General features: G+C 59.3%; 23 protein-coding genes. 16 read left to right on the plus strand and 7 right to left on the minus strand.

The window, feature by feature from the left end:
- Position 1: 1 nt before the first annotated feature.
- The 3 genes from KGA88_RS04820 to KGA88_RS04830 all read left to right on the plus strand — a co-directional run bounded on the left by KGA88_RS04820 (position 2) and on the right by KGA88_RS04830 (position 3860).
- Positions 2–1162 carry an ABC transporter ATP-binding protein gene (locus KGA88_RS04820; RefSeq protein WP_223589301.1) on the plus strand — a complete coding sequence of 387 codons (1161 nt, stop codon included), beginning with the start codon at positions 2–4 and terminating at the stop codon, positions 1160–1162.
- A 204-nt stretch (positions 1163–1366) separates the two neighbouring features.
- Positions 1367–2713 carry a carbohydrate porin gene (locus tag KGA88_RS04825; RefSeq protein ID WP_223589303.1) on the plus strand — a complete coding sequence of 449 codons (1347 nt, stop codon included), beginning with the start codon at positions 1367–1369 and terminating at the stop codon, positions 2711–2713.
- Between the two features lie 292 nt (positions 2714–3005).
- Positions 3006–3860, plus strand: coding sequence for a D-hexose-6-phosphate mutarotase (locus tag KGA88_RS04830; RefSeq protein ID WP_110661932.1), 855 nt, complete (start codon positions 3006–3008; stop codon positions 3858–3860).
- A gap of 144 nt (positions 3861–4004) precedes the next feature.
- Here the strand turns inward: KGA88_RS04830 and KGA88_RS04835 are convergent, their stop codons facing one another.
- The gene (locus KGA88_RS04835) at positions 4005–4865 is read right to left on the minus strand and encodes a MurR/RpiR family transcriptional regulator (RefSeq protein WP_172681795.1); all 861 of its coding nucleotides are present in this window, start codon (positions 4863–4865) and stop codon (positions 4005–4007) included.
- 228 nt (positions 4866–5093) lie between these two features.
- Between KGA88_RS04835 and zwf the strand changes: the two genes are divergently transcribed.
- From zwf to KGA88_RS04850, 3 genes are read left to right on the plus strand one after another with little or no spacing between them, the layout of a single operon-like run.
- The gene (gene zwf, locus KGA88_RS04840) at positions 5094–6563 is read left to right on the plus strand and encodes a glucose-6-phosphate dehydrogenase (protein WP_110661931.1); all 1470 of its coding nucleotides are present in this window, start codon (positions 5094–5096) and stop codon (positions 6561–6563) included.
- A complete protein-coding gene (gene pgl / locus KGA88_RS04845; protein ID WP_110661930.1) occupies positions 6550–7263 on the plus strand; it encodes a 6-phosphogluconolactonase in 714 nt (237 codons plus the stop codon). The genes zwf and pgl overlap by 14 nt, the downstream gene beginning before the upstream one ends.
- A 17-nt stretch (positions 7264–7280) precedes the next feature.
- Positions 7281–7946: a bifunctional 4-hydroxy-2-oxoglutarate aldolase/2-dehydro-3-deoxy-phosphogluconate aldolase gene (locus KGA88_RS04850; RefSeq protein ID WP_008032978.1), complete on the plus strand. Its 666-nt coding sequence runs from the start codon at positions 7281–7283 to the stop codon at positions 7944–7946.
- 207 nt (positions 7947–8153) lie between these two features.
- Here KGA88_RS04850 and KGA88_RS04855 read toward each other — a convergent pair whose 3' ends face one another.
- Positions 8154–9335: an aminotransferase class V-fold PLP-dependent enzyme gene (locus KGA88_RS04855; RefSeq protein ID WP_223589305.1), complete on the minus strand. Its 1182-nt coding sequence runs from the start codon at positions 9333–9335 to the stop codon at positions 8154–8156.
- A gap of 19 nt (positions 9336–9354) precedes the next feature.
- Positions 9355–9591, minus strand: a complete 237-nt coding sequence (locus KGA88_RS04860; protein ID WP_003227425.1) for a DUF3820 family protein — start codon at positions 9589–9591, stop codon at positions 9355–9357.
- A 203-nt stretch (positions 9592–9794) separates the two neighbouring features.
- On the opposite strand from KGA88_RS04860, the gene KGA88_RS04865 reads away from it, so the two are divergent.
- Positions 9795–10262: a ferritin-like domain-containing protein gene (locus tag KGA88_RS04865; RefSeq protein ID WP_223589308.1), complete on the plus strand. Its 468-nt coding sequence runs from the start codon at positions 9795–9797 to the stop codon at positions 10260–10262.
- A gap of 128 nt (positions 10263–10390) precedes the next feature.
- Here KGA88_RS04865 and KGA88_RS04870 read toward each other — a convergent pair whose 3' ends face one another.
- On the minus strand, positions 10391–10861 hold the full coding sequence (locus KGA88_RS04870; RefSeq protein ID WP_095967928.1) for a MaoC family dehydratase: 471 nt from the start codon (positions 10859–10861) through the stop codon (positions 10391–10393).
- A 42-nt stretch (positions 10862–10903) separates the two neighbouring features.
- Positions 10904–11848: an alpha/beta hydrolase gene (locus KGA88_RS04875; protein WP_110662509.1), complete on the minus strand. Its 945-nt coding sequence runs from the start codon at positions 11846–11848 to the stop codon at positions 10904–10906.
- Positions 11849–12093: 245 nt separating this feature from the next.
- Between KGA88_RS04875 and fadD2 the strand changes: the two genes are divergently transcribed.
- Together fadD2 and fadD1 are read left to right on the plus strand one after the other, a co-directional pair.
- Positions 12094–13782 (plus strand): long-chain-fatty-acid--CoA ligase FadD2, encoded by a 1689-nt coding sequence (fadD2, locus tag KGA88_RS04880; RefSeq protein ID WP_110662510.1) that lies wholly within the window; start codon positions 12094–12096, stop codon positions 13780–13782.
- Positions 13783–14176: 394 nt separating this feature from the next.
- Entirely contained in the window at positions 14177–15877 is a 1701-nt protein-coding gene (fadD1, locus tag KGA88_RS04885) for a long-chain-fatty-acid--CoA ligase FadD1 (protein ID WP_110662809.1), read from the plus strand.
- A 209-nt stretch (positions 15878–16086) separates the two neighbouring features.
- On the opposite strand, the gene KGA88_RS04890 is transcribed toward fadD1, so the two are convergent.
- Complete coding sequence (locus KGA88_RS04890) at positions 16087–16464, minus strand: hypothetical protein (RefSeq protein WP_110659627.1); 378 nt, start codon at positions 16462–16464, stop codon at positions 16087–16089.
- A gap of 202 nt (positions 16465–16666) precedes the next feature.
- Between KGA88_RS04890 and KGA88_RS04895 the strand changes: the two genes are divergently transcribed.
- The 3 genes from KGA88_RS04895 (at position 16667) to def (ending at position 18537) form a co-directional block, all read left to right on the plus strand.
- Positions 16667–16858: a CsbD family protein gene (locus tag KGA88_RS04895; RefSeq protein WP_110659626.1), complete on the plus strand. Its 192-nt coding sequence runs from the start codon at positions 16667–16669 to the stop codon at positions 16856–16858.
- Positions 16859–17035: 177 nt separating this feature from the next.
- Positions 17036–17995 (plus strand): YihY/virulence factor BrkB family protein, encoded by a 960-nt coding sequence (locus KGA88_RS04900; RefSeq protein ID WP_110659625.1) that lies wholly within the window; start codon positions 17036–17038, stop codon positions 17993–17995.
- Between the two features lie 2 nt (positions 17996–17997).
- Positions 17998–18537 (plus strand): peptide deformylase, encoded by a 540-nt coding sequence (def, locus tag KGA88_RS04905; RefSeq protein ID WP_223589311.1) that lies wholly within the window; start codon positions 17998–18000, stop codon positions 18535–18537.
- A gap of 117 nt (positions 18538–18654) precedes the next feature.
- Here def and KGA88_RS04910 read toward each other — a convergent pair whose 3' ends face one another.
- The gene (locus KGA88_RS04910) at positions 18655–19068 is read right to left on the minus strand and encodes a GNAT family N-acetyltransferase (protein WP_223589315.1); all 414 of its coding nucleotides are present in this window, start codon (positions 19066–19068) and stop codon (positions 18655–18657) included.
- Between the two features lie 328 nt (positions 19069–19396).
- Between KGA88_RS04910 and KGA88_RS04915 the strand changes: the two genes are divergently transcribed.
- The 4 genes from KGA88_RS04915 (at position 19397) to KGA88_RS04930 (ending at position 23021) form a co-directional block, all read left to right on the plus strand.
- Positions 19397–20338 (plus strand): fatty acid desaturase, encoded by a 942-nt coding sequence (locus tag KGA88_RS04915; RefSeq protein ID WP_223589319.1) that lies wholly within the window; start codon positions 19397–19399, stop codon positions 20336–20338.
- A gap of 150 nt (positions 20339–20488) precedes the next feature.
- Positions 20489–21280 carry a phosphate/phosphite/phosphonate ABC transporter substrate-binding protein gene (locus KGA88_RS04920; RefSeq protein ID WP_223589322.1) on the plus strand — a complete coding sequence of 264 codons (792 nt, stop codon included), beginning with the start codon at positions 20489–20491 and terminating at the stop codon, positions 21278–21280.
- 182 nt (positions 21281–21462) lie between these two features.
- Positions 21463–22011, plus strand: coding sequence for a sigma-70 family RNA polymerase sigma factor (locus KGA88_RS04925; protein ID WP_223589325.1), 549 nt, complete (start codon positions 21463–21465; stop codon positions 22009–22011).
- Complete coding sequence (locus tag KGA88_RS04930; protein ID WP_102675437.1) at positions 22008–23021, plus strand: ABC transporter substrate-binding protein; 1014 nt, start codon at positions 22008–22010, stop codon at positions 23019–23021. The genes KGA88_RS04925 and KGA88_RS04930 overlap by 4 nt, the downstream gene beginning before the upstream one ends.
- Positions 23022–23097: the final 76 nt, after the last annotated feature.

Consider the following 23097-nt stretch of genomic DNA (forward strand, 5'->3'; position numbering starts at 1 on the left):
CATGGCAACTCTCGAATTACGCAACGTCAACAAGACCTACGGCCCCGGCTTGCCGGACACCCTGAAAAACATCGAACTGAAAATCGATGACGGTGAGTTCCTGATCCTGGTCGGTCCTTCGGGCTGTGGTAAATCCACGCTGATGAACTGCATCGCCGGTCTGGAAACCATCAGCGGCGGCGCCATCCTGGTGGACGACGCCGACATCAGCGGCATGAGCCCCAAGGATCGCGACATCGCCATGGTGTTCCAGTCCTACGCGCTGTACCCGACCATGAGCGTGCGCGACAACATCGCCTTCGGCCTGAAGATCCGCAAAATGCCGACCGCGGAAATCGACGAAGAAGTCGCTCGGGTTTCCAAACTGTTGCAGATCGAACACCTGCTCAGCCGCAAGCCCGGCCAACTCTCCGGTGGCCAGCAGCAGCGTGTGGCGATGGGCCGTGCACTGGCGCGGCGGCCGAAGATCTATCTGTTCGACGAACCGCTGTCCAACCTCGACGCCAAGCTGCGGGTCGAGATGCGCACCGAAATGAAACTGATGCACCAGCGCCTGAAAACCACCACGGTCTACGTGACCCACGACCAGATCGAAGCCATGACCCTGGGCGACAAGGTGGCGGTGATGAAGGACGGAATCATCCAGCAGTTCGGTACGCCGAAGGACATCTACAACAACCCGGCCAACCTGTTCGTGGCGAGCTTCATCGGTTCGCCACCGATGAACTTCATCCCGCTGCGCCTGCAGCGCAAGGACGGTCGTCTGCTGGCGTTGCTCGACAGCGGCCAGGCCCGTTGCGAATTGCCGCTGGGCATGCAGGACGCCGGTCTTGAAGACCGCGAAGTGATCCTCGGCATGCGCCCTGAGCAGATCATCCTGGCCAACGGCGAAGTGAACGGTTTGCCGACCATTCGTGCCGAAGTCCAGGTCACCGAACCGACCGGTCCCGACACCCTGGTCTTCGTCAACCTCAACGACACCAAGGTCTGCTGCCGCCTGGCACCCGACGTGGCGCCGGCAGTGGGCGAGACCCTGACCCTGCAATTCGACCCGGCGAAAGTGCTGCTGTTCGATGCCAAGACCGGGGAGCGGTTGGGGGTGGCCGGCGTGCCGAAAGCCGAGGCGCATGCTGACAACGTGGCCCAATTCAAAGGCCGCTGAAGAACAAAACTGTAGGAGCGAGCCTGCTCGCGATGGACGTCAACGATGACACTGGAAACCTGAAACCCCACGGTGTTCTCGGGTTTCTCGCGAGCAGGCTCGCTCCTACAGGGGGGACATGTGGCGGATGGATTGTTATCCGTCGCAACTGATGTAACCGCGTTAAAGAAGAAAAGTTAATAACAATAAAACGAGGAAGTAGGGATGAAGATGAAGAACAAGGCCCGGTTGATCTGCCAAGTGTCAGCAGCGGCAGCACTGGTTCTGGCCGGCAATGCGATGGCCGATGAAGCGTTCAGCTCCGACTCCAAATGGATGACGGGCGATTGGGGTGGCGAGCGTACCAAGCTGATCGAGCAAGGCATCGACATCAAGATGGATTACGTCGGTGAAGTCGGCGGCAACCTCAATGGCGGGTTCAACGATGACAAGACCGCGCGCTACGCCGACCAGTTTGGCCTGGGCGCGGCGCTGGACCTGGAGAAACTGTTCGGCTGGGATAACACCCAGGCCAAGATCCAGCTCACCAACCGTAACGGTGAGAACATCTCCAACGACCGTGTCGGCGACCCGCGTGCCGGCACCCTGAGTTCCTCTCAGGAAGTCTACGGTCGTGGCCACATGGTGCGCCTGACCCAGTTGTGGATTCAGCATCAGTTCTTCGACAACAAACTGGACGTCAAGGCCGGTTACTTCGGTGAAGGCGAAGACTTCAACACCTTCCCGTGCGAATTCCAGAACCTGGCGTTCTGCGGCTCCCAGGTGGGTAACTGGGCCACCAACATCTGGTACAACTGGCCGGTGATGCAGGCGGCGATCCGCGTGAAGTACAACATCAATGACGAGCTCTACGCCCAGATCGGCGCGTACAACCAGAACACGTCGCAACTGGAACACGGCAACGGCTTCAAGCTCAGCGGCAGTGGTACCAATGGCACCGTGTTGCCGGTCGAGTTGGTGTGGTCGCCGAAGGTCAACAGCCTGCCGGGCGAATACCGTGTCGGTTACTACAAGAGCACAGCCCCTGCCGACGACGTTCTCGAGGACGACAACGGCCAGAACGCTGCAACCAGCGGCAACCCTTACCGCGTCCACGATAGCAAGCACGGCTACTGGTTCGTCGCGCAGCAGCAACTCACCAGCCACAACGGTGACGCTTCCCGTGGTCTGAACATCGCGGCCAACGCCACGTTCCACGACAAGGACACCAACTTCATCGACAACTACCAGTCGTTGATGTTCGTGTACAAGGGCCCGTTCGACGCACGTCCGAAGGATGACGTGGGCATCGGTTTCGCCCGTATCCATGTCAACGATGACGTGAAGAAAAACGCCGAGTTGGTCAACGCTTCCAACGGTGTTTCGGATTACGACAATCCGTTGTTCTCGCCTATTCGTGAAACCGAATACAACTACGAGATCAACTACGGCTTCCACGTGACCAACTGGCTGACCGTACGTCCCAACCTGCAATACATCACGCACCCGGGTGGTGTGGATCAAGTCGATAACGCGCTGGTGGCCGGCCTGAAAATTCAGTCGGTGTTCTAACGCGTCTGCGATAAGCTTCTCTCCATGTGCGCATATTTGCGGACAGCCATGGCTGTCCGCTTTTTTTTGCGAGGGCTAACAAGACATGTTGTGTCGAGCGCAACTGTGGCGAGGGGGCTTGCCCCCGTTCGGCTGCGAAGCAGTCGTAAAACCTGCTACCCGATTCCTTCAGGCGATCGGCAGCGACAGTATTGGGAGCGCTTCGCACTCCAACGGGGGCAAGCCCCCTCGCCACAGTGGTTCACTGTGCACAACCGTATGAGTTCACCCATGTTTTTCAGGACCGTGGCACATGCTTGAGCATCCGCTACAACGCTTCTTCAAATCCTTGCGCGAGCGCTCCGTGTTTGCGTGGGAGCGCTATCAGATGCGCGATGTGCTGGTGATCGATCATCCGCTATGTCAGGCGGTGTTCAGTCGCCAGGGCGCGCAGTTGCTGCACTTCCAGCCAAGGGGTCAGAAACCCTGGCTGTGGTGCGCGGCGAAGTGGCCGCAGGTCGGCGCCATTCGCGGTGGCGTGCCGGTGTGTTGGCCATGGTATGGCCGGCATCCGAGCGAAAATGCCTGGCCGTCCCATGGCTGGGCGCGATTGCTCGACTGGAAGCTGCTCGACAGTAGCAATGACGACGATGGCGTGCGTTTGCACTGGCAATTGAAGTTGTGCGACTGGCAGGTGGACCTGCACGCGCACCTGGGTGAGCGCATGGAGCTGCGCCTGAGTACCGAGCATCAGGACGACATGCCATGCCAGTTGAGCCAGGCTTTGCATGCTTACTGGCGTATTGGCGATGTCAGTGAGATAGCGCTGTCTGGGCTCGAGGGAGCGCAGGGTTACGACCAGTTGAGCCGACAGGTTTGTCAGCAGGAAGGCGAATTGCGTGTGGACGGCGGTTGTCAGCGGGTGTTCCAGCATGACGGCGAACTGCAGCTCAACGACCACGTCTGGCAGCGCGCGCTGTGCATTGATACCGGGGATACGGCCGATACGGTGGTGTGGCATCCCGGTTCACGTCCGTTGCTCGGTGTGACCTGGAACGAGATATCCGAATTCGTTTGCGTGGAGGCCGCAAGTGGCGGCACCGACAGCCTGTGCCTTGCACCTGGGGAGCGGGCGCATTTGAGTTTGCAGGCGCGTGTGGGGGTCTAGTTCTGGATCTTGCGGTGTTTGGGCTGACCCCTTCGCGAGCAAGCCCGCTCCCACATGTGACCGCGTTCGTTCTGACGGAACCGGGTCACCTGTAGGAGCTGGCTTGCCAGCGATGAGGCCGGACCGGTCAGCCAAGATTTCGGATCAGTTGAACTCATCCCCAACCGGATACCGGCTGGCATTCAAACTCTCCTTGATCTTGCGCAGATGCGGTTGGAAATCCACCCCGCGACGCAAGGTCATGCCAGTGGCGAGCACGTCCAGCACGGTCAGCTGGATGATCCGCGACGTCATCGGCATGTAGATGTCGGTGTCTTCCGGCAGCGGAATGTTCAGGCTCAGGGTGCTGGCCTTGGCCAGTGGCGAGTTCTCGGCGGTCAGGCCAAGTACCGAGGCGCCGTTTTCCCGGGCAATGCGCGCCACTTCCACCAGTTCACGGGTGCGGCCAGTGTAGGAAATGATCACGAACAACTCGCCGGTGTGGGCTACCGAGGCAATCATGCGCTGCATCAGCACATCCGCGTGGGCGGTGACGGCGAGGTTGAAACGGAAGAACTTGTGCTGCGCATCCAGTGCCACCGGGGCCGAGGCGCCGAGGCCGAAGAAGTGGATCTGCCGGGCCTGGATCAACAGGTCGACGGCGCGGCTGATCAGGTTCGGGTCCAGGGCCTGCAGGGCACTGTCCAATGATGCGATGGCGCTGCCGAAAATCTTCTTGGTATAGGCTTCCGGATTGTCGTCGGCTTCCACCGCGCGGCTGACATACGCGGCTCCACTGGCCAGGCTCTGGGCCAGTTGCAGTTTGAGCTCGGGGTAGCCGCTGACGCCGAACGAACGGCAGAACCGGTTGACCGTCGGTTCGCTGACCGAGGCGGCCTGGGCGAGGGCGGCGATGCTGAAGCGGGTGGCCTGCTGCGGGTTGAGCAGGATCACCTCGGCGACTTTGCGTTCGGCCTTGTTCAGCTCTTCAAGGCGATTCTGGATTTGCTCCAGTAAATTTCGCACGCGGTCCATATAAGTATCCTTGATTCACCGGCACCGATAAGCGCGCGGCTAATGCAAAAAGGGCCTTTGGTGAGGCCCGTAACGGTGGCCTATCCTACTGATGGCTCCGACCGACCACCACTCGGAATCTGTATTTTGCGAAAATGTTGTGGTTATTACTACATTTTCCCTTGAGTGATGCCTTGAAAAAAGGTATTTGTAGCTTAACTTGATAAAAGAACAAACATCATGCTCTCGATTACGGTTGAACCGTGCACCTTTGCCTTGTTCGGCGCCCTGGGCGATCTGGCCTTGCGCAAGCTGTTTCCTGCCCTTTACCAACTCGACGGCGCGGGCCTGTTGCACGAGGACACGCGCATCATCGCGCTGGCCCGTGAGGCTGGCAGCGAGCAGGAACACCTGACGTTCATCGCCTCCGAGCTGCGCCGCTATGTCGGTGCCAAAGAGCTGGACGAAGCCGTGGTCGAGCGTTTTCTGGCACGCCTGAGCTACCTGCACGTCGACTTCCTCAAATCCGAAGACTATGTGGCCCTGGCCGAAGTCGCCGGCACCACGCAGCGGGTCATTGCCTACTTCGCCACGCCGGCTGCCGTCTACGGTGCGATCTGTGAAAACCTGGCCAAGGTCGGCCTGGCGGAAAATACCCGTGTGGTGCTGGAAAAGCCCATCGGTTCGGACCTGGAATCCTCGCGCAAGGTCAATGACGCCGTGGCGCAGTTCTTCCCGGAGAACCGCACCTACCGCATCGACCACTACCTGGGCAAAGAGACTGTCCAGAACCTGATCGCCCTGCGTTTCGCCAACAGCCTGTTCGAAACCCAGTGGAACCAGAATTACATTTCCCACGTGGAAATCACCGTGGCCGAGAAGGTCGGTATCGAAGGCCGCTGGGGTTACTTCGACAAGGCCGGCCAGTTGCGCGACATGATCCAGAATCACCTGCTGCAACTGCTCTGCCTGATCGCCATGGACCCGCCGGCCGACCTGTCCGCCGACAGCATCCGTGACGAGAAGGTCAAGGTGCTCAAGGCCCTGGCGCCGATCAGCCCGGAAGGCTTGACCACTCAAGTGGTGCGCGGCCAGTACATCGCCGGCTACAGCGAAGGCAAAGCGGTGCCGGGCTACCTGGAAGAACCCAATTCCAATACCCAGAGCGACACTGAAACCTTCGTCGCCCTGCGTGCCGACATCCGCAACTGGCGCTGGGCCGGCGTGCCGTTTTACCTGCGTACCGGCAAGCGCATGCCGCAGAAGCTGTCGCAGATCGTCATCCACTTCAAGGAACCGTCGCACTACATCTTCGCTCCCGAGCAGCGCCTGCAAATCAGCAACAAACTGATTATCCGCCTGCAACCGGACGAAGGCATTTCCTTGCGCGTGATGACCAAGGATCAAGGCCTGGACAAAGGCATGCAGCTGCGCAGCGGTCCGTTGCAGCTGAATTTTTCCGACACCTGGAGCAGCGCACGGATTCCCGATGCCTACGAGCGGTTGTTGCTGGAAGTGATGCGCGGCAATCAGAACCTGTTTGTCCGTAAAGATGAAATCGAAGCCGCGTGGAAGTGGTGTGACCAGTTGATCGCCGGGTGGAAAAAATCCGGTGATGCGCCCAAGCCGTACGCGGCCGGGTCCTGGGGGCCGATGAGCTCCATTGCTCTGATCACGCGGGACGGGAGGTCGTGGTATGGCGATATCTAAACTGAATCTACCGCAGGGCGTCAGCGCCCATGCGTTCAAGAGCCCGGTGCTGCTGGCTGAAAGCCTGGCACTGAATGTGGCCAAACAATTGAGCAATGCGATCGACGCCCAGGGCACTGCGACCCTGGTGGTGTCCGGTGGCCGCAGCCCGGTGGCGTTTTTCCAGCACCTGGCCAAGCAGACGCTGGACTGGTCGAACGTGGTGGTCAGCCTGGCCGACGAGCGCTGGGTGCCGGTGGAGCACGCTGACAGCAACGCCGGCCTGATCAAGCGTTACCTGCTGCAAGGCCCGGCGGCCAAGGCGCAGTTCCTCAGCCTCTACAGCGCTAGCGCCAATCTTGAACAGGCGGCCGAGCAGGCCGACCGGTTGCTGTCCGAACTGCCGGTGATCGATGTACTGATCCTCGGTATGGGCGATGACGGCCACACCGCGTCGTTGTTCCCCAACAGCCCGAACCTTGCCGAGGCATTGCAGGCCGATGGCACCCGTCGCTGCTGGCCGATGCTGGCGCCGACCGTGCCGCATCAGCGCTTGACCATGAGCCGCGCACTGCTGGCCTCGGCCAAGCACAAAGTTCTATCGATTTCCGGTCAGTCCAAGCTGACCACCCTGAGTACCGCACTGGCCGGTGACGATGTCGCCGAAATGCCGGTGCGCGCATTTCTGCAACCCACGTTAGAGATTTACTGGTGCCCATGAGCCAAGGAACAGCCGCTATGACAACCCCATCCCCGACCGTTTCCATGGCGGACAAAGTTGCCCTGATCGACAGCCTCTGCGCGAAAGCGCGGATTCTGCCGGTGATCACCATTGCCCGCGAGCAGGATGTCCTGCCGCTGGCGGATGCCCTCGCTGCCGGTGGCCTGACCGCACTGGAAGTGACCCTGCGTTCGCAGTTCGGCCTCAAGGCCATCCAGATTCTGCGCGAGCAGCGTCCGGAGTTGGTGACAGGTGCCGGTACCGTGCTTGATCGCCAGATGCTGGCGGCGGCGGAAGCGGCGGGTTCGCAGTTCATCGTCACGCCGGGCATCACCCGCGACTTGCTGGAAGCCAGCGTTGCCAGCCCGATTCCACTGTTGCCGGGCATCAGCAATGCCTCTGGCATCATGGAAGGCTATGGTCTGGGCTATCGCCGCTTCAAGCTGTTCCCGGCGGAAGTCAGCGGTGGTGTTGCAGCCATCAAGGCTTTGGGCGGCCCGTTCGGCGAAGTGAAATTCTGCCCGACCGGCGGCGTGGGCCCGGCCAATATCAAGAGCTACATGGCGCTGAAAAACGTCATGTGCGTGGGCGGTAGCTGGATGCTTGATCCGGAGTGGATCAAGAACGGCGACTGGGCCCGCATTCAGGAATGCACCGCCGAGGCCTTGGCGCTGCTGGACTGATCGCTTCACCCGACACTTCGTTGTGTGTTCTACGGCTTTACGGTGCGCTTGGTCGGTGCACCGTTTTTTTTGCCCGTAGAAAACTGCGCCAATCCCTGTAGGAGCGAGCCTGCTCGCGAAAAACCCGAGAGCGCCACTGGGCATCAGGATTCACGCGTTATCGTTCACGACCATCGCGAGCAAGCTCGCTCCCACAATGGTGAGTGTTCAGCGCAGTTCTTTCAGCGCGGTGATCAACTGCTGCATATGGTCGGCAGTGCTGGTCAATCCCGGTGTCACGCGGATGCACGGCCCGCAAGCCGCGCCACTGCGCACCACGGTGAACAGGTTGTAGTCGTTGAGCAGCCGTTCGACCATCACCTGTTGATCGGCCTGTTGGGTAAAGCGCATCGAAGTGATGCCGCAATACAGTCGTGGATCATCCGGGGTCAACACCTCGATGCCCGGAAGTTCGCGAACTTCGCGCACCCACAGGTTGCGCAGGTAATTGAGGCGCGCGCCCTTGGCCTCGGCTCCTCCCATCGCCCAATGTTCTTCGAGCACCAGCGGCAGGGTCAGCAGCGCCGGGATGTTGGGAGTGCTGTACGAAGTGCGGGCACGGATGTCAGTCGGCGGATAATGCATCTCGCCCATGTCCGGGTCGATGTCGGCCAGGCGCTCGGGAGCGATATAGATAAAGCCGAGCGTCAACGGCGCGCCGATCCACTTGTGCAGGTTGAAACCGGCGAAGTAGATGCCCAGGTCGGTGAGGTCGAATTCGATCTGGCCGAGGGCATGGGCACCATCGAGGATGACGTCGATGCCATGTTCCTTCGCCGCGGCAGCAATCGCCTGCACCGGCATCACCAGGCCCGTGCGATGGGTGACGTGGGTCAGGGCCATCAACTTCAGCCGTGGATACTTCGCGAAGGCTTCCCGATAGGTATTGAGCAAGCCGTCGAAGGTTGCCGGGTGCGTGTGTTCGATCTCGATCACTTCGACACCACGATTGCGTGCCAGCCAACGCATGGCGCCTTTGACCGTGTCGTATTCCAGATCGCAGAACAGTACTTGATCGCCGGGCTGCAGCCGGTTGTAGTTGCGGATCAGCGACTGCAAGCCTTCCGACGCGTTACGGGTCAGGGCGATGCTGTCGGCGGGTACACCAATCAGCCTGGCCAGTTGCGCGCGGATCTTCAGGCTGTCGTCCTGTTCGAAACGCTGACGCACGTACACCGAGTTACTGCGATTGATGAGTTCGATGTTGCGCTGGTATTCCTCGACCACCGTGCGCGACATGCGCCCGAAGTAACCGTTTTCCAGATTGAGCGGGCCGGGTTCGACATCGTAGCGGTCGGCAAAGGTTTGCCAGAAAGCTTCATCACGGGCGCGGCGGGTGTTGTCGGGCATGGGCTACTCGGTAGGTGATTCAGTGGCGCGGGGCCGGTTTGCCGTGTTTGGCGCGCAGCGGTTCAAGCAAGTCCGACAAACCGTTGTGATCGATTTCCTGCATCAGTGCCAGCAGGCCACCCAACTCGCCATGGGGGAAGCCCTCCCGGGCGAACCAGTTCAGGTAGGGGCCGGGCAGGTCGGCAATGATTCGACCCTTGTACTTGCCGAAGGGCATTTCGCGGGTGATCAGCAGTTCGAGCTTTTCAGGATTCATCGATCGGTCGTCTTGATTCAGTCAGTCTGGAAAATACAGGCATTCTGCATGCAGGCCAAATGACAGATCATGCAAATAAAACGGATACAGATTTTCGGATAATAGATAACTGTTTGAAAAATAAAGAATAATGTAACAGTTCCAGGCTGGCATGCAGGGTGCACTACTCATTGCATCTTTCATCACCCGCGAGGAATTGAAAAATGACCGACATGAACAAAGAAGCGATTTCTGTACTCAATGACCTGATTGAAACCAGCAAGGACGGTCAGGCCGGGTTCAAGACTTGCGCTGAAGACATCAAGCACCCTGAACTCAAAACCCTGTTTATCAATCGTGCGACTGATTGCGGCACTGCCGCTGCGGAATTGCAGTCTGCCGTGCGTTCGATGGGTGGCGATCCGGAAACTTCCACCAGTGTCAGCGGCGACCTGCACCGTCGTTGGGTCGACGTGAAGTCGATGTTCACCAGCAAGGACGAAGAGGCTGTACTCAATGAAGCCGAGCGCGGTGAAGACCATGCATTGAAGGCTTATCGGGATGCCATGGAGAAAATCAACAAGCACAACCTGGTGGGCATTCGTGACCTGGTTGAGCGTCAGTACCACGGCGTACAGCGTAACCACGACCAGGTCAAAGCCCTGCGTAACCAGGCGCGTGCCCGTTCGTAAGCCAGCCTGAAACAACTGTGGGAGCGGGCTTGCTCGCGAAGGCGATCCGCCTGTCACCATTATCAGTGACTGACACGCCCCCTTCGCGAGCAAGCCCGCTCCCACATTGTTTGTTTTTGACCCGTCAATCAGCCGATGCTGATCGCCGGCAGTTCAGTCAACGTCACGCTCTGTTGCTTGCGTGGCGCGAGGATTTCCGCCTCGCCGTCCACCACCAGTTCATCGCGCTGGTTGAACACGCGCGTGGCAATGCGCACGCGAAACTTCGGCAATTTTTCGAGGATTTCCAGGCGCACTGTCAGGGTGTCGCCAATTTTCACCGGTTTCTGAAAGCTCATTGTCTGGCCGATGTAGATAGTCCCCGGCCCAGGCAATTCGCAAGCGACCGCCGCGCTGATCAGTGCACCGCTGAACATGCCGTGGGCGATGCGTTCCTTGAACATGGTGCTGGCGGCGTATTCGGCATCCAGGTGCACTGGGTTGTGGTCGCCGGACATTGCAGCGAACAACTGGATGTCGCGCTCTTCGACGGTCTTGCTGAAACTGGCGGTCTGGCCGACTTCGAGGGCTTCGTAAGGGGTGTTGGTAACCTGGGTCATCTGTCTCAATTCCTGTGACGAATTAAAAAATTCACAAAAAAACTATTCGGATCGGTGTGGCCGAGGAGTGCTCAAGGCCTGTGCGATCCAGTTCAGCACATCGGCGATGATTTCATCGCGGTTGCTCTCGTTGAACAGTTCGTGCCGTGCCTGCGGGTAAACGGTCAGTTGCAGGTGCTGGCTGCCGGCCGCCCGCAGCGCGTCGGCCAGATCCTTGAGACGTTTGCCCTCACTCACCGGATCACATTCACCGCCAATCACCAGCAGCGGCAGGCCCGGATCGATCTGGGCGAGATTGGACGCTTTGCTGATTTGCTGCAAGCCACCGAGCAAGTCGATCCACAGTTGATTGGTGCAGCGGAAACCGCAAAGCGGGTCGTTGACGTACAGATCGACCTGCGCCGGATCACGGCTGAGCCAGTCGAACGGCGTGCGTGCCGGTTTGAATTTGTTGTTGAACGAGCCGAAGGACAGCCATTCGATCAAGGCGCTGCGTCCTTTGCCGCCCTGGCGCAGGCGTTCGAGACGGGCGATCTGCCGTGCCGCGCGATAAAGCGCTACGGGTTGGAAATTCGAGCCGCTGAGGATTGCCCCATGCAGGCTGGCACTGTGGTGCAGCAGATAAGCCTGGGCAATGTAACTGCCCATGCTGTGGCCGAGCAGCACGATCGGTATGCCAGGGTGCTGCTGGCCGATGTGCTGGTTGAGGCTGGCCAGGTCGCTCACGACCTTGCACCAGCCATCGTCATCGGCGAAATGTCCGAGCGTCCCGTTTTCGGCAGTTTTGCCATGTCCACGCAGGTCCGGTGCACACACGCCATAGCCCTGATCACAGAGTTTTTCCGCCAGCGGGCCATAGCGAGCGCTGTGCTCGGCCATGCCGTGGGCCAGCAGAATAATTGCCTTGAGGCTGCCGTCGGGAAGCCACTGGTTGACGAAGAGGCGACTGTGGTCGCTCGTGGTCAGCCAGAAAGTGTCATGGATCATGGCGGTTCCTTTGCATGGGGCTGCCTGGTTGGAAACAGCTCGTTGCAGTTTATAGCGCATCCTTGAACGGGCGTCTGATCAGGCTACGCCACGGCAGAAAGATTCATACGATCAATGACGGCGGTTGGCATATTTGCCTGCTACGTCATAACTGCTAGTGTCCGTGAAGCTCCGCTTTTTGCATTTTTCTTGAGAAATGACAGAACAGTGGCCCCGGATAGATTCAGGTAAAGAGGACAAGAACAATGCAACCTGATTTCTGGAATGACAAACGCCCGGCCGGCGTCCCCCTGGATATCGATCTGGGGGCCTTCAAATCGGTGATCGAGGTGTTCGAGCGTTCCTGCAAGAAGTTTGCTGACCGCCCCGCGTTCAGCAACATGGGCGTCACCCTGACCTACGCCGAACTGGAACGCCAAAGCGCTGCTTTCGCAGGCTACCTGCAAGCCCACACCGACCTGGTGCCGGGGGACCGCATCGCAGTGCAGATGCCCAACGTCCTGCATTACCCGATTGCCGTGTTCGGTGCCTTGCGCGCCGGGCTGATCGTGGTCAACACCAATCCGTTGTACACCGCGCGGGAAATGCGCCATCAGTTCAAGGACTCCGGTGCCCGGGCGCTGGTGTACCTGAACATGTTCGGCCAGAAAGTCCAGGAAGTGCTCCCCGACACCGATATCCAGTACCTGATCGAAGCGAAGATGGGCGACCTGATGCCCACCGCCAAGGGTTGGCTGGTCAACACTGTGGTGAGCAAGGTCAAGAAGATGGTCCCGGACTATTCCTTGCCCCAGGCTGTTTCCTTCAAGAGCGCGCTACGCATGGGCCGGGGGCTGGGTATCAAGCCGCTGAACGTCGGCCTCGACGACATCGCCGTGCTGCAATACACCGGCGGCACCACCGGCCTGGCCAAGGGCGCGATGCTGACCCATGGCAACCTGGTGGCGAACATGCAACAGGCACGGGCCTGCCTCAGCCAGTCGTCCAGCGACGGACAACCGTTGTTGCGCGAAGGCCAGGAGGTCATGATCGCGCCGCTGCCGCTCTACCATATCTATGCCTTCACGGCGAACTGCATGTGCATGATGGTGACCGGCAACCACAACGTGCTGATCACCAACCCACGGGACATCGGCGGTTTCATCAAGGAGCTGAAGAACTGGCGGTTCTCGGCGTTGCTGGGGCTCAACACGCTGTTCGTCGCGCTGATGGATCACCCGGACTTCAAGACCCTGGACTTCTCCAGCCTCAAGCTCACCAACTCCGGCGGCACTGCGCTGGTCAAGGCCACCGCCGAGCGTTGGGAGCAACTGACCGGTTGCCGCATCACCGAAGGTTACGGCCTGACCGAAACTTCGCCGGTGGCCTGTACCAACCCGTATGGCGACAAGTCGCGGATCGGTACGGTCGGCATGCCGGTGCCGGGCACCACCCTGAAAGTCATCAGCGATGATGGCGTCGAACAACCTTTGGGTGAGCGTGGCGAGCTGTGCATCAAAGGCCCGCAGATCATGAAGGGCTACTGGCAGAAACCCGATGCCACGGCCGAGGTGCTGGATGCCGAGGGTTGGTTCAAGTCCGGTGACATTGCAGTGATCGACCCGGACGGTTTCGTGCGCATCGTCGATCGCAAGAAGGACATGATCATTGTCTCGGGTTTCAACGTGTACCCGAACGAGATCGAAGACGTGGTGATGGCTCACCCGAACGTCGCCAACTGTGCGGTCATCGGTGTGCCAGATGAACGGTCGGGAGAGGCGGTGAAGTTGTTCGTGGTGGCCCGAGAGGCGGGCGTCAGCCTTGAAGAGCTGAAGGCTTACTGCAAGGAGAACTTCACGGCGTACAAAGTACCCAAGCACATCGTGCTGCGTGAGTCGTTGCCAATGACGCCGGTGGGCAAGATTTTGCGGCGGGAGTTGCGTGATATCGCTTGATCGGTGAATGGCCGCGCTTTGCGCGGATCCCTGTAGGAGCGAGCTCGCTCGCGATGGACGTCAACGATAACGCGCCCTGTTTGAATGATCGCGTTGTCCGGACGTTTTTCGCGAGCAAGCTCGCTCCTACAGTTTTAGCGCTAAAGCCCCGGTTTTCGTGGGCTCCAGGCATAAATAGATTTTTTGCTCTAAAATGACTGCTTGGGGTTCTTGAGTCACAAATGTGACCGTAGAGGCCGCTTTTGGCTCTAGTCGACCCTTGGCAAAGCTGCTACTCTCGGCGCGCTTTGTGCTTCTTGGCCTGTGTAAAAGCCCAGATTCATCAATGACCAAACACCAATAATAATCGCATCAAATGCGGTGCTGAATTCGCGTTGCTGAGGAGTGGGCTTCCATGATCGAAGACTTTTGGAAGGATAAGTACCCAGCTGGGATTGCTGCAGAAATCAATCCAGACGAGTATCCGAATATTCAGGCAGTGTTGAAGCAATCCTGCCAACGCTTCGCCAACAAGCCGGCATTCAGCAACCTGGGCAAGACACTCACCTACGGTGAACTGTATGAATTGTCCGGTGCGTTTGCCGCTTATCTACAACAGCATACCGATTTGCAGCCCGGCGATCGAATCGCCGTGCAACTGCCCAACGTGTTGCAGTACCCGGTTGCCGTCTTCGGCGCCATCCGCGCCGGGCTGATCGTGGTCAACACCAACCCGCTGTACACCGCGCGGGAAATGGAGCACCAATTCAACGACTCCGGTGCCAAGGCCCTGGTCTGCCTGGCCAACATGGCGCACCTGGCGGAAACCGTGGTGCCGAAAACCGGCGTCAAGCACGTGATCGTCACCGAAGTCGCTGACCTGCTGCCGCCGCTCAAGCGCTTGCTGATCAATAGCGTCATCAAGTACGTGAAGAAAATGGTGCCGGCCTATCACTTGCCAAAAGCCGTCAAGTTCAATGACGTGCTGAGCAAAGGCCTGGGCCAGCCAGTGGCGGAAGCCAACCCTGCCAGCAGCGATGTTGCGGTGCTGCAATATACCGGCGGCACCACCGGCGTGGCCAAGGGTGCGATGCTGACCCACCGCAACCTGGTGGCGAACATGCTGCAGTGCAAGGCGCTGATGGGTTCGAACCTCAATGAAGGTTGCGAGATCCTGATCACGCCGCTGCCGCTGTACCACATCTATGCATTCACCTTTCATTGCATGGCGATGATGCTGGCGGGCAACCACAACATCCTGATCAGCAACCCGCGCGACCTGCCGGCGATGGTCAAGGAACTGTCGAAGTGGAAGTTCAGCGGCTTTGTCGGCCTTAATACCCTGTTTGTGGCCCTGTGCAACAACGAAGGCTTCCGCAAGCTGGACTTCTCGGCGCTGAAAGTCACCTTGTCGGGCGGCATGGCCCTGCAACTGGCTGCGGCCGAACGCTGGAAAGCGGTGACCGGTTGCGCCATCTGCGAAGGCTACGGCATGACCGAAACCAGCCCGGTGGCGACGGTGAACCCGATCCAGCACATCCAGGTCGGCACCATCGGCATTCCGGTGCCGTCGACCCTGTGCAAAGTCATCAACGATGCCGGTGTCGAGCAGCCGTTGGGTGAAATCGGCGAGCTGTGCGTGAAGGGCCCGCAAGTCATGAAGGGTTACTGGCAGCGTCAGGAAGCCACCGATGAAATCCTCGACAGCGAAGGCTGGTTGAAGACCGGTGACATCGCGCTGATCCAGCCCGATGGCTTCATGCGCATTGTCGATCGCAAGAAAGACATGATCCTGGTTTCCGGATTCAACGTGTACCCGAACGAACTCGAAGACGTGCTGGCCACCCTGCCTGGCGTGCTGCAATGCGCGGCCATCGGCATACCAGACGAGAAGTCGGGCGAGGCGATCAAGATTTTCATCGTTGCCAAGCCGGGTGTGACCCTGACCAAGGAACAGGTGATGGAGCACATGCGCGCCAACGTCACCGGCTACAAGGTTCCGCGCTCCGTGGAGTTCCGCGACGCTTTGCCGACCACTAACGTTGGCAAGATCCTGCGTCGTGAACTGCGCGATGAAGAGCTGAAGAAGATCAACGCGAAGAAAGCCACCGCGTAATCAACAAAAAGCCCCGCAGATGCGGGGCTTTTTGTTGGTGCAGACTTTTGGCGAAGGGGCTTTTGTGGCGAGGGGGCTTGCCCCCGTTCGGCGGCGTAGCCGTCGCAAATCAGATGAGCGCGGTGTGTCTGACAAATCTCGGTTGCAGGTTTTGGGGCCGCTTCGCAGCCCAACGGAGGCAAGCCCCCTCGCCACAAGGGTTCTGTGTATTACAAGCGAAACGGCGCGAAGTTGACGTTGGTGCCCGCCGGGCGCATGTCCTGCAGGAAGGAGTCCTTGTCAGCGCTCAGTTCCAGGCTCAATGCCGCCTTGCGCTTGCCTTCATTGCGCACCACCAGGCCTTCGAGCTTCTCGCGCAGGAACACGGTCGGCACTTTCAGGTGCAGCAACTCGTCGGTGGCCGGCGAGTGCATCAGCAGGTGAATCCACTCGTACTGACCGATGGCCAGGCGCGTCACCGGGAGGTCGAACCACCAGATGTTGCGGTTGCGGTTCAGTTCGGCGAAGTGGCAGTTGTTGACGCCAAGCACAGCACCGCCGAGTTCCTGGTTTCTGCGGGCAATGGCCTGCTTTTTATCGAGTTTCATAACATTCCTACGGGATTGGATCTTCAGCGCCATGGCCTGAATGTGTTGCGCATTCTCAGGGGTTGGCCCGCAAACATAAAGCGCAACCTGCACTGAGCGATGAAATGTCGCGGTGAAAATAAATGAAACTCCCTGCAAAAGCCCCCGGTCAACCTTGTGTAACGACTTTTCTTCCCATTGAAATGTTCACCGGAGAATCACCATGGGCAGCACAAGCGATAAAGTCAAAGGCATGGCCAATGAAGCCGCCGGCAACGTCAAACAGGGCGTCGGCAAAGCCACCGGCAACGATAAACTGCGTGCCGAAGGCGTGATGCAGGAACGCAAAGGCGAGGCCCAGCAAGCGGTCGGCAAGGCCAAGGATGCGCTCAAGAAAGGTATCGACAAGGCGTGATCCGGCCTTTAATGAAAACAGCAAGCGGCCATCTTCAGATGGCCGTTTTTGTGTCAGCCTGAACTTGCGCATTGAAATTGTTTCAAAGTCGCCAACTGGGCTACCTTGATGAAAGAAAACGGCCCCTGAGTCGCCACGACTTCAACCCAAATCCGTATGCGGCGAATGGAGACGCGAATGATTTTTCCGGACATGAGAGGCTTGCCCCTGCACCGTGTGATGATGCGCACGGTCACCGAGTTCATCGACGACGAGATGTCGACCTATGCCTCGGCGCTGGCCTATCAAATGCTGTTTTCGCTGTTTCCTTTCATCCTGTTCCTGATTGCCCTGATCGGCTTCCTGCACCTGCCGGATTTCTTCTCCTGGCTGCGCCTGCAATCGGAACTCGTATTGCCGCCCCAGGCGTTGGAGCAGGTCAACCCGGTGATCGACCAGTTGCAGCAGTCCAAGGGTGGCTTGCTCTCGGTGGGTATCGTGATTGCGCTGTACACCGCCTCGGCGGGTGTGCGGCTGATGATGAGCGCGATGAACGCGGCCTACGACGTGGTTGAAGGGCGCCCGCTGTGGAAACGCTTTCCGTTGTCGATTATCTACACCGTCGGCATTGCCGGCATGCTGCTGATTGCGGCGGCGCTGATGGTGCTCGGTCCGCAAGTGATGGGCTGGATCGCCTCGCAGGTCGGGCTTGAGGATTTCATCGTCACCTTATGGACCATCGTGCGCTGGCCGGTGATCGTGATTCTGTTGATGGTCGCGGTGGCGTTGATCTACTACGTCATGCCCGACGTCAAACAGGAGTTTCGCTTCATTACCCCCGGTTCGGTGCTGGCGGTGGTGGTGTGGATCATTGCCTCCCTCGGCTTCGGTCTGTACGTCAAGGAGTTCGCCAACTACAACGCCATGTATGGCAGTATCGGTGCGATCATCGTGCTGTTGCTGTACTTCTACATTTCCGCCGCGGTGCTGCTGCTGGGCGCGGAGATGAACGCGGTGATCGAACACATGTCGCGAGAGGGCAAGGACCCGGGCGAAAAAGTTGCCGGCGAGCATGGTCCCGTCCATGAGGAAAAACACCACGTTTCGGGACTGGGCCGTGATCATTCACAACCCAAACCAACCATTGATGAAACCTGATCATGATTCGTGAAATTCTGAAAATGGGCGATGAGCGCCTGCTGCGCATTGCCCCGCCGGTGCCGGCCGAAATGTTCGACAGCCCCGAACTGTGGCAACTGATCGATGACATGTTCCAGACCATGGAAAGTGTGGGGGGCGTTGGCCTGGCTGCACCGCAGATCGGCGTCGACCTGCAACTGGTGATCTTCGGTTTCGAGCACAGCGAGCGTTATCCGGATGCCGAAGCCGTACCGCAGACGATCCTGATCAATCCGTTGATCACACCGCTGAGCCCGATCCTGGAAGAGGGTTTTGAAGGCTGTTTGTCCGTACCCGGCCTGCGCGGCGCGGTGCAGCGTTACCAGCAGATTCGCTACGAAGGCGTCGACCCCAAGGGTGATCCCATCGTACGCATTGCCTCGGGGTTCCACGCACGGGTGGTGCAGCATGAGTGTGATCACCTGATCGGCCGCCTGTACCCGTCGCGTATCACCGACTTCAGCAAGTTCGGCTTCACCGAGGTGATGTTCCCGGACCTGGACCCCAACGCGGACGATTAAATCGCCGCTAAACCTGTGGGAGCGGGCTTGCTCGCGAAGAGGCCCGGTCAGTCAATATTGCTGGCGACTGATACACCGTCCTCGCGAGCAAGCCCGCTCCCACATGTTTGATCCCGGTTACTTCGGCTCCAACCCCATCGCAATCATCGGCTTGCTGCGCGCATATCGACTCAAGCGTTCAACCATCGCGTAAGGCATCGGCGGATCGACCGTAAACCCGCGACGCTCATAAAACCCGCGCAAGTCCGGATGACAGAACAACCACACCGGCTGTTCGCAATCCTTCACCGCGGCCGCAATCAACCCGGCGGCAATCCCTTGTTCGCGACACTCGGGATCGACAAACAACCCGGTCAGCCAATGCCCGCCGGAGACCGGACGCAAACACAGCGCGGCAACAATCCGGTCACGCCGGGCCACCCACAACTGCGCGTCGCGCACGGCTTTCATCGATGATTGGTGAGCGCGGTAGAACTTGTTCATCAAGGGCCATAACGGCTCGTCGAGCAGGGCGTATCGGGTGTCGGACATGGTCTTGGGCTGTCGGTGTGCAAAACGGGCGATTATAAAAGAACACGCGCTGCGGGATAGGTGTATACCTGATCTCACATCCCCTCGAGTGGAGTACGCATCATGTCCAAAGGTATGGATTCAAAGAAATCGGCGAAAAAAAAACCGGTGAAAACCGCCATTGAAAAACGCGCGGACAAGAAGGCCAAGAAGGTTGGTGTGTTCGGTCACTGATCCCGCGTTGATTGATCGCTCCCATGCAACATGGGAGCGATCCTCCCGAAAATAATCTGCAGGATTTCCCAAGGCCATTGCACAGAAGGGGACTGGTCCCAATCTGAGCAACGCCATGCCCCTTTATTTCGATAGCGCCCACCAAGAAGAAATCGAAACCCTGCGCCGACGCTTCACCGCCCGTACCGAATGGCCGACCTGGTTGCTGTTGATCGGTGTGTATGGCGGCTGGTTTGGCATCGTGTTGAGCAGCCATCGGCTAGGTTTGTGGTGGAGCACGCTGTTGCTGATTCCATTGCTGGTGCTGTGGTTGTCCGTGCAACACGAACTGCTGCACGGTCATCCCACGCGCTGGACAACCCTGAACAAGATCCTTGGTTACGCGCCGTTTGCCGTCTGGTATCCGTACACCCTGTACCGCGATAGCCATTTGCTGCATCACCGCGATGAGGACCTGACTGTCCCCGGTCGCGATCCGGAGAGCCGCTATCTGAGCGCCGGGCAATGGCAGGGCAGTTCACTGTGGGTGCGCAGCCTGCACTGGCTGAACAAGACCGCGCTCGGCCGCTTTGCCCTGGGTGCACCGTTGGCCTTGCTGGCGCTGGCCGGTGAAGAGTTGCAACGATTGAAAGCAGGTAATCGCCAGGCCTGGCTGATGTGGCTGAGCCACGGTTCGCTGACGCTGTTGATGCTGCTGTTCATCGCGCACTTCAGCGTGTTTGCGGTCTGGCATTACCTGTTTTTGATCAGCGTGCCAGCGCTGTCGATCGCCATGATTCGCTCCTACTATGAACATCGACCCCATGCCGCGCCGGAGCAACGAACCGTGCTCAATGAAGCCGCCTGGCCGTGGCGCTGGCTGTTCCTGAACCTCAATTTCCACCTTGTGCATCACGAGTTGCCGGGCTTGCCCTGGTACGACTTGCCCCGCGCTTACCGGGCCCGCCGGGAGCAATGGCTGGCGCGCAGTGGCGGGTTTTTGGTGCAGGGTTATGGACAGTTGTGGCGTGAACATGGCGTCAAAGCCATCGACAGCCCGAGGCATCCGTTTCACTGAAGCATGGATCACCTTCAATCCCTGTAGGAGCGAGCCTGCTCGCGAGAAACCTGAGAGCGCCGCGGTGAATCAGGCTTCCCGCGTTATCGTTGTCGCCCATCGCGAGCAGGCTCACTCCTACAGGGGATTGCGTTGCATGAGGAAATTTTTATGACCCAACACATCGCCGAACTACAGATGTACGTCGCCCCCGAGCTGATTCACCAGGCCAACGAACGTTGGCTGGCGCGAATCCTCGAACATCTGGGCGAAACCCGCCGTGATGCCGCAGGCCTGTCACTGCCGGACCAGTGGCTGTCGCCGCACTTGCTGCTCACACAAACCTGCGGTTATCCGCTGATGACGGCATTGCGCGGCAAGGTCCGGGTACTGGGGCGCCCTCGGTATGAGCTGCCGGACAGCAGTGGCGGTAATCATTGCAGCCTGATCCTGGGGCGCACCGACGATTCGCGCCGAACCCTGGCGGATTATCGAGGCAGCCGAGGCGTGATCAATGGCGAGGACTCCAACAGCGGCATGAATTTGCTGCGCCACCGGTTGGCGCCGTTGCAGCGTGACGGGCGATTTTTTGCTGAGGTCGGCATCAGCGGCAGTCATCGCGAAAGCCTGCGTTGGTTGCGCCAAGGCCTTACCGATCTGGCGGCCATCGACAGCGTGACCTTTGCCTTTCTGGCGCGCCATGCCGCAGAGGAAGTGGCTGGGTTGCGGGTGATTGAGCGCAGTGCCTTGAGCCCGACCTTGCCTTACATCACGGCAGTCACCGTCAGCGATCAGCAGGCTGAAGCGCTATTGCAGGTGATGAATCAGGCGTTGCGCGAATTGCCTGACGTCGCCGAAACCCTCGGTCTGCCAGAGGTGCTGCCGGCTAGCGAAAGCGACTATCAGGTGGTGCTCGATTATCAGCGTGAAGCCGAGGTGTTGGGGTATGGGCATTTGCGATAGGGCGCAAATGTTGGGTCGACAGGTCCATTTTTCGCGGGCAAGCCCGCTCCTACAGGTATAGCTAAACTATCCAATTGGAATATAAAAATAAGTTTTAAGTATTATTAATGAATAAGGCTCCTTGCTAGGATCCGCCTCACCGGACCACCGGACATTCAGCGACCCCTAACCCAGGAGCCCCTATGTCCGGCGCCGATATTCTTCATCGCAAACACGTGGACGGACTGTTCCGCGCCCACTACCACTGGCTCTGCACGCGCCTGCGCCAGTCCTTGAACGATGCCGCCGGTGTCGAAGACATTGCCTGCGAAACCTTCGTGCAACTGCTCGAAGCCCCTGGGCTGACGGCCATCCGCGTACCCCGTGCCTTGCTCACCACCATCGCCCAACGCCTGCTCTATCAGCGCTGGCGTCGAGCTGATCTGGAGCGCCGGTATCTTCAGCAACTGCAACAGGCCGAGCCGATCCACGCCGATTCGCCGGAGCAGCTGGCGCAGTTGTCCCAGATCCTGACCCGTGTCGACCGCAGCCTTCAGCGCCTGCCCGGCAAAGTCCGCTCGACCTTCCTGCTGTCGCGGATCGACGGCCTGACCTATGCGCAAATTGCCGCTGCGCTGGGCATCTCGCTGCGTTCAGTCAGCGACTACATGGCCCGTTCCCAGGCCCTGTGCGACCGGCACAGCGCCAATCAATCCCTGAACCGTCCACTCCAGAACAAGAGGTCCGCATGAGATCGATCAAAACCCTGCTCGGCAGTTCGTTGCTGGCCCTGAGCCTGTTGTCCCACCCGGCATCGGCCACGGAAAAAGCCGCCCCCATTCACTTCGGCGACATCACTTGGGAAAGCGGCAGTTTGATCACCGAAATCCTGCGCCTGATCGTTGAGAAGGGTTACGGCTACCCGACCGACACGCTGCCGGGCAGCACCGTCAGCCTGGAAGCGGCGCTGGCGAAAAACGATATCCAGGTCATCGGTGAAGAGTGGGCCGGACGCAGCCCAGCCTGGGTCAAGGCAGCGGCGGAGGGCAAGGTGTTTGGCCTCGGCGATACGGTCAAAGGCGCCACCGAAGGCTGGTGGGTGCCGGAGTACGTGATCAAGGGCGATCCGGAGCGCGGCATCAAGCCGTTGGCCCCGGAGTTGAAATCCGTTGCCGATCTGGCGAAGTACAAGGACGTGTTCCGTGACCCCGAAGACCCGAGCCGCGGACGCTTCCTCAACAGCCCGACCGGCTGGACCTCGGAAATCGTCAACAGCCAGAAACTCAAGGCCTATGACCTGACCGCCAGCTACGTCAACTTCCGCACCGGCTCCGGTGCCGCGCTGGATGCAGAGGTGGCGTCGTCGATTCGCCGTGGCAAGCCGGTGCTGTTCTACTACTGGTCGCCGACACCGCTGCTGGGGCGGTTCAAACTGGTGAAACTCGACGAGCCGCCGTTCGACGCCGAAGCCTGGAAAACCCTGGCCGATGCCAACAACCCGAACCCCAAGGGCACGCGCTCGATGCCGGCGAGCCTGGCCATCGGTGTATCGGCACCGTTCAAGGCGCAATATCCTGACCTGGTGACGTTCTTTGAAAAGGTCGATTTGCCGATTGATCTGTTGAACCAGACCTTGGGCCAGATGAGTGAAAAGCGCCAGAAACCCCGGGAAGTCGCCGAAGCCTTTTTGCGTGAGCAACCGCAGGTGTGGAAGGGCTGGGTGCCGGGGGAGGTGGCTACCAGGGTGAGTGCAAGCTTGTAGTACTTTCTGACGTTTCTGTGGTGCTTGAACTGCCGTCTTCGCGAGCAAGCCCGCTCCCACATGAGTTCTTTACCGT

The organism is Pseudomonas sp. A-R-19 (genome assembly GCF_019956575.1).
Lineage (GTDB): Bacteria > Pseudomonadota > Gammaproteobacteria > Pseudomonadales > Pseudomonadaceae > Aquipseudomonas.